Annotated in this window: 6 protein-coding genes; 4 read left to right on the top strand and 2 right to left on the bottom strand. The window is 66.5% G+C overall.

The annotated features are described in order from the left end of the window. The first annotated feature begins 175 nt into the window (after nt 1–175). Complete coding sequence (locus VEG08_14690; GenBank protein HXZ29239.1) at nt 176–823, top strand: methyltransferase domain-containing protein; 648 nt, start codon at nt 176–178, stop codon at nt 821–823. A 21-nt stretch (nt 824–844) separates the two neighbouring features. Here VEG08_14690 and VEG08_14685 read toward each other — a convergent pair whose 3' ends face one another. After that, nucleotides 845–1954, bottom strand: coding sequence for a heparan-alpha-glucosaminide N-acetyltransferase domain-containing protein (locus VEG08_14685; protein ID HXZ29238.1), 1110 nt, complete (start codon nt 1952–1954; stop codon nt 845–847). Nucleotides 1955–1979: 25 nt separating this feature from the next. Here VEG08_14685 and VEG08_14680 point away from each other — a divergent pair, with 25 nt between their 5' ends. Next, nucleotides 1980–2846 carry an SAM-dependent methyltransferase gene (locus VEG08_14680; GenBank protein HXZ29237.1) on the top strand — a complete coding sequence of 289 codons (867 nt, stop codon included), beginning with the start codon at nt 1980–1982 and terminating at the stop codon, nt 2844–2846. Nucleotides 2847–2935: 89 nt separating this feature from the next. Here VEG08_14680 and VEG08_14675 read toward each other — a convergent pair whose 3' ends face one another. Beyond that, complete coding sequence (locus VEG08_14675) at nt 2936–6262, bottom strand: glycosyl hydrolase (protein ID HXZ29236.1); 3327 nt, start codon at nt 6260–6262, stop codon at nt 2936–2938. Nucleotides 6263–6383: 121 nt separating this feature from the next. Between VEG08_14675 and VEG08_14670 the strand changes: the two genes are divergently transcribed. Both VEG08_14670 and VEG08_14665 read left to right on the top strand, forming a co-directional pair. Then, on the top strand, nt 6384–6932 hold the full coding sequence (locus tag VEG08_14670; GenBank protein HXZ29235.1) for a PaaI family thioesterase: 549 nt from the start codon (nt 6384–6386) through the stop codon (nt 6930–6932). A 136-nt stretch (nt 6933–7068) separates the two neighbouring features. After that, nucleotides 7069–8100 (top strand): PLP-dependent aminotransferase family protein (locus tag VEG08_14665; protein ID HXZ29234.1); only part of this gene is annotated, 1032 nt, incomplete at its 3' end.

The raw sequence follows: 8100 nt of genomic DNA, 5'->3' as shown, positions 1-8100 counted from the left end.
ACGAACCAACGGCGAAACGCACGCACGAAGTTGTTGGCGTGGTAGCTTCGGGTCTGCAACTCCGGCATCAAGCCCTCCCGGGCATAGAGTTCACAATCGACACTAAGGTCAAGCCATTTAGAATATCCACGGCGAGGCGCTCTCGTACAGCAAAAAATCAGTTAAACCGGGCAAAATGAGCACCCTACGGCGTCCAGGACGCAGCGAACCGGCCCCCCGGAAGACCCAACGGCGGGGCCCAAGACCTTCCCCCCATGGGGGCAGCGACTGGGACCAGCGCTATCGCGAGGGCGCCCACAAGTGGCGCCAACCCGACCCCTTCCTGCCCACCGCTTACCGCAAGTTTATCGCACCCGGTCGTCCGCGGCCAGGGAGGGCGCTGGATGTCGCAGGGGGAGTCGGCCGGCACGCTCTCTGGCTGGCCCGGCGCGGCTGGCAGGTGACCATCGCCGACCTCTCCCGGGTGGGCCTGGCCGAGGCCCGGCGACGCGCACGCCATGCCGGGGTCAAGCTGACGCTGCGGCGGAGGGACCTGCGCCGGGGCAAGCTGCCGCGGGGACGCTACGACCTGGTCCTGGTCTTCTTCTTCCTGGAACGCAAGCTCTTCCCTGCCCTGGCGCGGGCGCTCAACCCGGGAGGCATCCTCCTCTACAAGACCTACACGCGCCCGCAACGCAACCTGGGCATGGGCGGTCCCAGGGACCCGAGCTTCCTGCTCAGGAAGAACGAGCTGCGGCGCGCCTTCCCGGGACTGAAGGTCCTCTCCTACCGCGAGGTCGTGGAAGCAAAGGCATTCGCCGAATTGGTGGCGCAGAAGGCTTGACTCGGCACTGCGGCCACTCGATCACACCTTGATGAAGATCCGCTTGCGATCGAGCAGCCAGGCCACCACCAGGAACAGCAGCACGTAGCTCAGCCCGTAGAGCATAGAGTTGAAGTAGGGATCGGGGGTGAGGTGCGCGTAGAGGCCGCCATAGACGATGTCCTTCACCCGCCGGCCGCCCAGGGAGTGGTTGACGCTCAGCACCCCCAGGAGTGTGGCGAGGCAGTAGATGGCCAGAGGATTGACGCCGTACCAGACGAAGGGTTGCGCCCACTTCCTCCAGCCGCGCACGTCCACCGTCCAGTAGCAGAGCGCCAGCAGCGCCAGCGCGAAGCCGGTCGTGAACAGCACGTAGGAACTGGTCCAAAGGTTCTTGTTGATGGGAAACCACAGGCCCCACAGCCTGCCCAGCCCTAACCCAATCACCGCGCCCACCAGCAGGCCTCGGATGAGCGAGAAGCCGCTCTTCTCTCGTATCCATTCCCCGGCGAAGACACCCAGCAAGCAGCTCGCGACCGCCGGGAGGGTGCTCACCAGTCCTTCCGGATCGAAGCGGTGGGCCACCCAGAGATGGTTATAGAGCAGCGTACGGTCGACGTAGCCGGCCAGCGAGCCATCCATGGTCAGCACGCCCGCCCCGTAGCCCGGGACCGGCACCAGCTTCAGTAGCGCCCAGTAGCCCAGCAGGATGGCGGCGGCGATCGCCGAGCGCAGCCTGCGCCCGCAATAAAGCACGGTCAGCGATGCAACCAGGTACACCACCGCGATTCGCTGCAGCACCCCCGGAAGGCGCATGGTGCGGAGATGGAAGGGATAGCCCTCGAGGAAGAGCCCCAGCGCGAAGATGATGGCGGCGCGCAGAAGTGCGTGCCGCAGGAGCGCCATCCTCGTCGCTCCCCTGGCCTTGCGGGCCTCGAACGACAAGACCATGGCCACGCCCACGATGAAGAGGAAGAAGGGGAAGATCAGGTCGGTCGGGGTCCACCCGTTCCATTCCGCGTGCTCGAGCGGCCCATAGACGTGCCCCCAGTCTCCGGCATTGTTGACCAGGATCATGGCGGCGATGGTCATGCCGCGAAAGACGTCCAAAGACATCAGCCGCGACTCCGGGATGGGAGTTGGATTCGCCAAGCGCGGACAGTATGATTCTGTACCCATGGGTTCGGCAAACCCCATCCGGCACATCTCCGATACGGCCTTGTGGGTCGCAGTGTACCGCGCCCAGGAGAGCGAGCGCGCCGACGCCGTCTTCCGCGACCCCCATGCCCGCAAGCTGGCCGGCGAGCGCGGCCGGCAGATCGCCGCCGCCATGCCCTTCGCCCAGAAGCATTCCTGGTCGTACGTCGCCCGCACATGGCTGGTCGACCAGATTGTGGAGCGCGAGGTGCAGCAGGGCACCGACATGGTCATCAACCTGGCCGCCGGACTCGATGCCCGGCCGTACCGGATGCAGCTTCCCGCTTCGCTGCGTTGGGTCGAGGTGGACCTGCCGGACATGCTCAGCTACAAGCAGGAGATCCTCGCCGCCGACCGCCCCCAGTGCGGGCTGGAGCGCGTGCCGCTGGACTTGCGCGACACGGCCGCGCGGCGCGCCCTGTTCCAGCGGCTGGGAGGCGAAGCCAGGCGCGCGCTGGTGATCAGCGAGGGATTGATCGTCTACTTCGACGAGGCGGGCGTGGCCGAGTTGGCGCGCGACCTGGCTGCCCCAGCCAGTTTCCGCCGCTGGGTCACCGACCTTTGCTCCCCAGCCCTGCTCAAGATGCTGCAGAAGGCCATCGGCGGCGCGCTGGGCGAGGCGGGCTCGCCGCTGAAGTTCGCGCCCCGGGAGGGGCCGGACTTCTTCATCCCCTGCGGCTGGAAGCCGCTGGAGGCCTGCTCTCTGCTGCACACCGCCGCCAAGCTGAAGCGGCTTTCGTTCGGCATGCGGCTGCTGGCCCTGCTGCCCGATCCCGGGGGGCGCAAGCCCGACAAGCCCTGGGGCGGGGTCGTGGTCCTGGAAAACTCTGGAGCCGCGAGCCCCTGATGCAGATTTCAGAATGAAGAATGCAGAATCACTGACGGCTCAGGCGAGCCGCAGCCATTCTGCATTCTGAATTCTTCATTCTGCGATTCTCACTGCTCCTTCCACTCGGGGATGCGTCCCGGGGTCCAGGGCGCGCCCGCGGCTTCCATCGCCTTCTCCAGGTTGGCGACATCCACCTGGAGGAGCGTGCGCAGCTTGCCCAGTTGCTCGCCCAACTCCTGCGAGGCCACCGCGTAGCTGTCGAGGTCGGTCTGCGTCGGCTTGGAGGTGGAAGAGCCCACGTCGCCCATGATGCCGAAGACCCGCCCCTGGATGGAGGGCGGGACATTCTCGTTCAGCCGCGCCAGCACCTGGTCGCCGCGCAGCGCGCGCAGGATCTCTTCGTTGCGCTGGATGAGGGAGTCGGCGGTCTGCAGCAGCTTGGGATCAGCGGTGGGCGTCTGCACCAGGGCCTTGCGCATCTCCTGCAGGCGCCGGTTCAGATCGTTGGCCGTCTCCAGCGTGCCATGCACGGTGCGATAGAGCTCGGTGACCTTGCGCTGGAAGGCCTGCAAAGCGGCGCGGTCGGGGGCGGCCATGGCGTCGGCGCCTTCCACGTACACCTTGAAGGACACGGGGCCGGCCAGGTCGCTCCACTTCCCGTCCGCGTACTGCACCAGCTTGGCGCTGTATTCGCCGGGCATCACCAGGGGACCTTGAGGCGGTCCGCCGAAGAGGTTATCGCCGCCGCCCTCCACCACTTCGGGCTCGGGATACTGCAGGTCCCAGGTCACGCGGTGGATACCCTCGCCGCTGGCGGCGCTCACCTGCCGCACCGGGTTGCCGGCGGAGTCGGAGATCACCAGGTAGATGGCGGGCTTCTCTTCCTGCGCCTCGGCGCGCAACTCCTCCGGCGTGGGGAAGGGGATGGGCTCGCCCTTCTTGGCCAACTCCTTCTCGGCCTCCTGCCGCTTCTCCTTCTTGGTCTTCAGCGAGTCCTTCAGGTAGTAGGTCACGGTGGCGCCGAAGGGCGGGTTGGGAGCGGTGAAGTAGGACTCCCCCTGGAAGCCCTTGCCGCTCAGGCCGAGGGCGGCGGTCTCGAGGTAGAGGTTGGCGTCCCGCATCGGGAAGATGCTGGCAGGCTTCTGCAGCAGCTCGGGAGTGACCGAGCGCAGCGGGGTGATGTCGTCGAGGACGTAGAAGCCGCGGCCGAAGGTGGCCAGCACCAGGTCGTTCATCTTCTTCTGGATGACGGCGTCGCGCACCGCGATGGTGGGCATGCCGCCCTTGAGCTGGATCCACTTCTGCCCGCCGTCCGCGCTGAAGAAGACGCCGAACTCGGTGCCGGCGAAAAGCAGGTTGGCGTCCACCGGGTCTTCCACGAAGGCCAGAACGGGGCCGTTCTCGGGCAGGTTGGAGGCGATGGAGATCCAGGTCTTGCCGTAGTCGGTGCTCTTCAGCAGGTAGGGCTTGAAGTCGGCGTTCTTGTGGTTATCGAAGGCGGCATACACGGTGCCCTCGGCGTGGCTGGAGGCGGCCAGGCGGCTGACGTAGGTCATCTCCGGCACGCCCGGGAACTTGTCGTACTTGGTCCAGGTGGCGCCGCCGTCCTGGGTGGCCTGTACCAACCCGTCATCGGTGCCCACGTAGAGCAAGCCCTCCTTCATGGGCGATTCGGTGAGCGAGACGATGTTGCCGTAGAAGGAGGTGGATTGGTTCTTGGCCACCGCATCCACGCTCCACACCTTGCCCATCACCGCCAGTTTGTTGCGGTCGAGCTGCCGGGTGAGGTCGGGGCTGATGGCTTTCCAGGTGCTGCCGCGGTCGTCGCTGCGGAAAAGATAGTTGGCCCCGAAGTAAAGCCGGGTGTGAGAGTGTGGGCTGACGATGAGCGGCGAATCCCAGTTCCAGCGATAGGGAGGGACTCCCTTGCCCTCCTGCGGCTGGATGCCGGTACTTTCCCCGGTGGCCCGGTTGAAGCGAGCCAGGGCGCCGTACTGCGCTTCCGCGTAGATGGTGTTGGGGTCTTCGGGATCCACCTGCGAACGGAAGCCGTCGCCGCCCTGGGTCACGAACCAGTCGGAGTTGACGATGCCGGCGGCGCTGCGCGTGCGCGAGGGCCCGCCCAGGGAGAAATTGTCCTGGGTGCCGCCGTAGACGTAGTAGTAGGGCGCGCTGTTGTCCACGGCCACGTCGTAGAACTGGGTGACGGGCAGGTTGGACTTGAAGCCCCAGGTGGCGCCGCGGTCGTAGCTCTCGTAGACGCCGCCGTCGCAACCCACCAGCAGGTAGTTGGTGTCGTTGGGATCGATCCAGATGGCGTGGTTGTCCACGTGCTTGGATTTTTCGCCCAGGCGGCGCAGGTTCTTGCCGCCGTCGTCGGAGACCATGATCAGGACGTTGGGCACGTAGATGCGGTCCACATTCTTGGGGTCGGGGATGACCAGGCCGTAGTACATGGCGCCCTGGTCCCAGCGGTTCATCTTCTCCCAGGTGGCGCCGCGGTCGCGGGAGCGGAAGATGCCGCCCTTGCCCTCGGAGGCCTCGACGATGGCATAGACCACGTTGTGGTCGGCGGGGGAGACGGCCACGCCGATGCGCCCCAAGTCGCCGCCGGGCAGCCCGCTGTGCAGCTTGTTCCAGGTAGCGCCGCCGTCGGTGGACTTGTAGAGCGCGCTCTCCGGGCCCCCGTCGATCAGGGTGAAGACGTGGCGGCGGCGCTGGTAGGCGGAGGCGTACATCACGTCCGGGTCCTCGGGATCCAGGGCCACGTCGCTGACCCCGGTGTTCTCGCTGATGGAGAGGACGTTCTTCCAGGTCTTGCCGCCGTCGGTGGTCTTGAACAGGCCGCGGTCGCCGCCCGGGCCCCACAGCGGGCCTTGCGCCGCCACGAAGACCACGTTGGAGTTGCGCGGGTCGATGACGATCTTGGAGATGTGCTCGGACTTCTTCAGACCCATGTTCTTCCAGCTCTTGCCGCCGTCATCCGAGCGATAGACGCCGTCGCCGTAGCTGACGCTGCGCTGGGAGTTCAGCTCGCCCGTGCCCACCCACACCACCGCCGGGTCCTTGGGATCGAGGGCCACGGCCCCGATGGAGTAGGAGCCCTCGTGCTCGAAGACCGGCGTCCAGGTGATGCCGTCGTCATCGGTCTTCCACACCCCGCCCGAAGCCGAGCCTACGTAGTAGTGGGCGCGGTTGCCGGGATCGACGGCGAAGGCCACTACGCGGCCCGAGGTCACCGCCGGGCCGATGGAGCGCAGGGCCAGGCCGGAGAAAGTCCCGGAGGACATCACGTCCTTGGGCTTTTCTTCTTTCTGCTCCTGCTTTCCCTTGCCCTTCTTGGCAGCGGGCAGGTTCATCTGGGCGCCGGCCGGCAACGCGGCCAGCAGGGCCAACATCAGCACGGGAACGAAAGCGGCACGGAAGGATCTCACCGGGACCTCCTTGCGGGAACGGCATTCCGCGAAACCGAGATTTATACAGGAAGGAGCGGCGCCAGGGATAGAAGATTGTTACTAGCGGCGCCGGGCCCCGCGGGAGCAGGTGCTAGAATTCATGGCCGGCTTTCCGGCCAAGGTGGGATCGGCCATGGCAGCGCGCACCCGGGTGCACGGGCACGAAACCAAGCACGTCCGCATCCCCAAGAACTACTGCTTCGTCTGCGGCAAGGACAACCCCGAAGGCATGCACCTGAAGTTCTTCTTCGACAAGAGGAAGAAGCATTTCATCTCGCGCTTCCGGCTGGACGGGCGCTTCGTGGGCCCGCCGGCACACTCCCACGGCGGCATCATCGCCACCGTGCTCGACGAGGCCATGGGCAAGGTCAACAAGCTGCGCTCGGTGATCGCGCTGACGCGGGTGATGGAGATCCACTACCTGAAGCCGGTGCCGCTGCAGAAGCCGCTGATCGTGGAGTCGCGGGAGAAGCGGGTGCACGGCCGCCGCCACATCAACGTGGCCGAGATCCGCAACCTCAAGGGCGAGGTGCTGGCCCGCGGCGAGGCCACCTTCGTCAAGATCGACCCGGTCAAGATGTTCGCCCGGTTCGTGGGCAAGCGGGGAGCGATCGCGCCCTTCCTCCGCCGCGAGCGCGGCACGCGCTAGTCCCCCTTCCGCCCTGAGCAGTCCATTGTTGGAATGGCCTGCTCCCCTGCCTTGAGGACGTGCTAGCATTACCTTGGTTCTTGCAGATTCTTCCCGGAACCCGGCCAGACATTAAATATCCAATGGCGGATTGGCCATGGCGACGCTGTTCAGCTTTTCCAAGTTGCTGAAGCCGGTGAACGGTGACGGGCCTCTTTATGGGAGGCTCCTGGCTTCCCTGGAAGCAGCCATCCAGGAGGGGACGCTGAAGCCGGGTGCGCGCCTCCCCTCCGAACGCGACCTGGCCGAAGAGCTGGGTCTGAGCCGCACCACCGTGACCTCGGCCTACCGCGAACTGGAGGCGCGCGGGCTGGTGCGCGGGCACGTCGGCCGCGGCACCTTCGTCTGCGCTCCACCCCAGGCCGATGAGGCCCCCTTCGCCTGGCGCGGCAAGGTGTCGCTCCGCGCGCAACGCAGCAACGACCGGGACTTCCACGCCCTGCTGCAGGATTCCACCAATCCCGCGCTGATCTCCTTCGCCGCCGGCTGTCCCGCTCTGGACTGCTTCCCCTTCGAGGAGTACCAGCGCATCGCGCAGCAGGTGATGAAGCGCGAGGGCGCGCGCGTGCTGGGCCTGGCGCCGGCGGAGGGCCAGCCTGGGCTGCGCCGGGCGCTGGCGGCGCGGATGGGGATCAAGCTGGAGAAGGTGCTGGTGGTCTCCGGCTCGCAGCAGGCGCTCGACCTGCTGGCCCGCTGCCTGCTCGACCCGGGGGACACGGTACTGCTGGAGCGTCCCAGCTATGTGGGCGCCATCCGCAGCTTCCGCGCCGCCGGGGCCAGCCTGGCGGGCTGGGACGTCCGTCGCAACGACCTGGATGAACTCGAAGACCTGGTCCTGCGCTACCGGCCGAAACTCTTTTATATCAATCCCACCTTTCAGAATCCCACCGGGCGGACGCTGGGGCTGGCAGAGCGCCGTGACCTGCTCAAGCTGGCGGCGCGCTATCGCCTGCCCGTCATCGAAGACGGCGCCTACCGCGAGCTGTGGTACGAAGGGCCGCCGCCGCAGAGCCTGCGCCAGCTCGACGAACACAACGTGGTGATCTCCCTGAATACCTTCTCCAAGGTGCTGGCGCCGGGGCTGCGACTGGGATGGATCGTGGCCAGCGAGAGCATCGTGGGGCAACTG

This window comes from Terriglobales bacterium (assembly GCA_035624475.1).
In the GTDB taxonomy this organism is placed as follows: Bacteria; Acidobacteriota; Terriglobia; order Terriglobales; family Acidobacteriaceae; genus DASPRL01.
The sequence above is the reverse complement of the archived record's forward strand: the minus strand, read 5'-3'. Positions and strand labels throughout refer to the sequence as shown.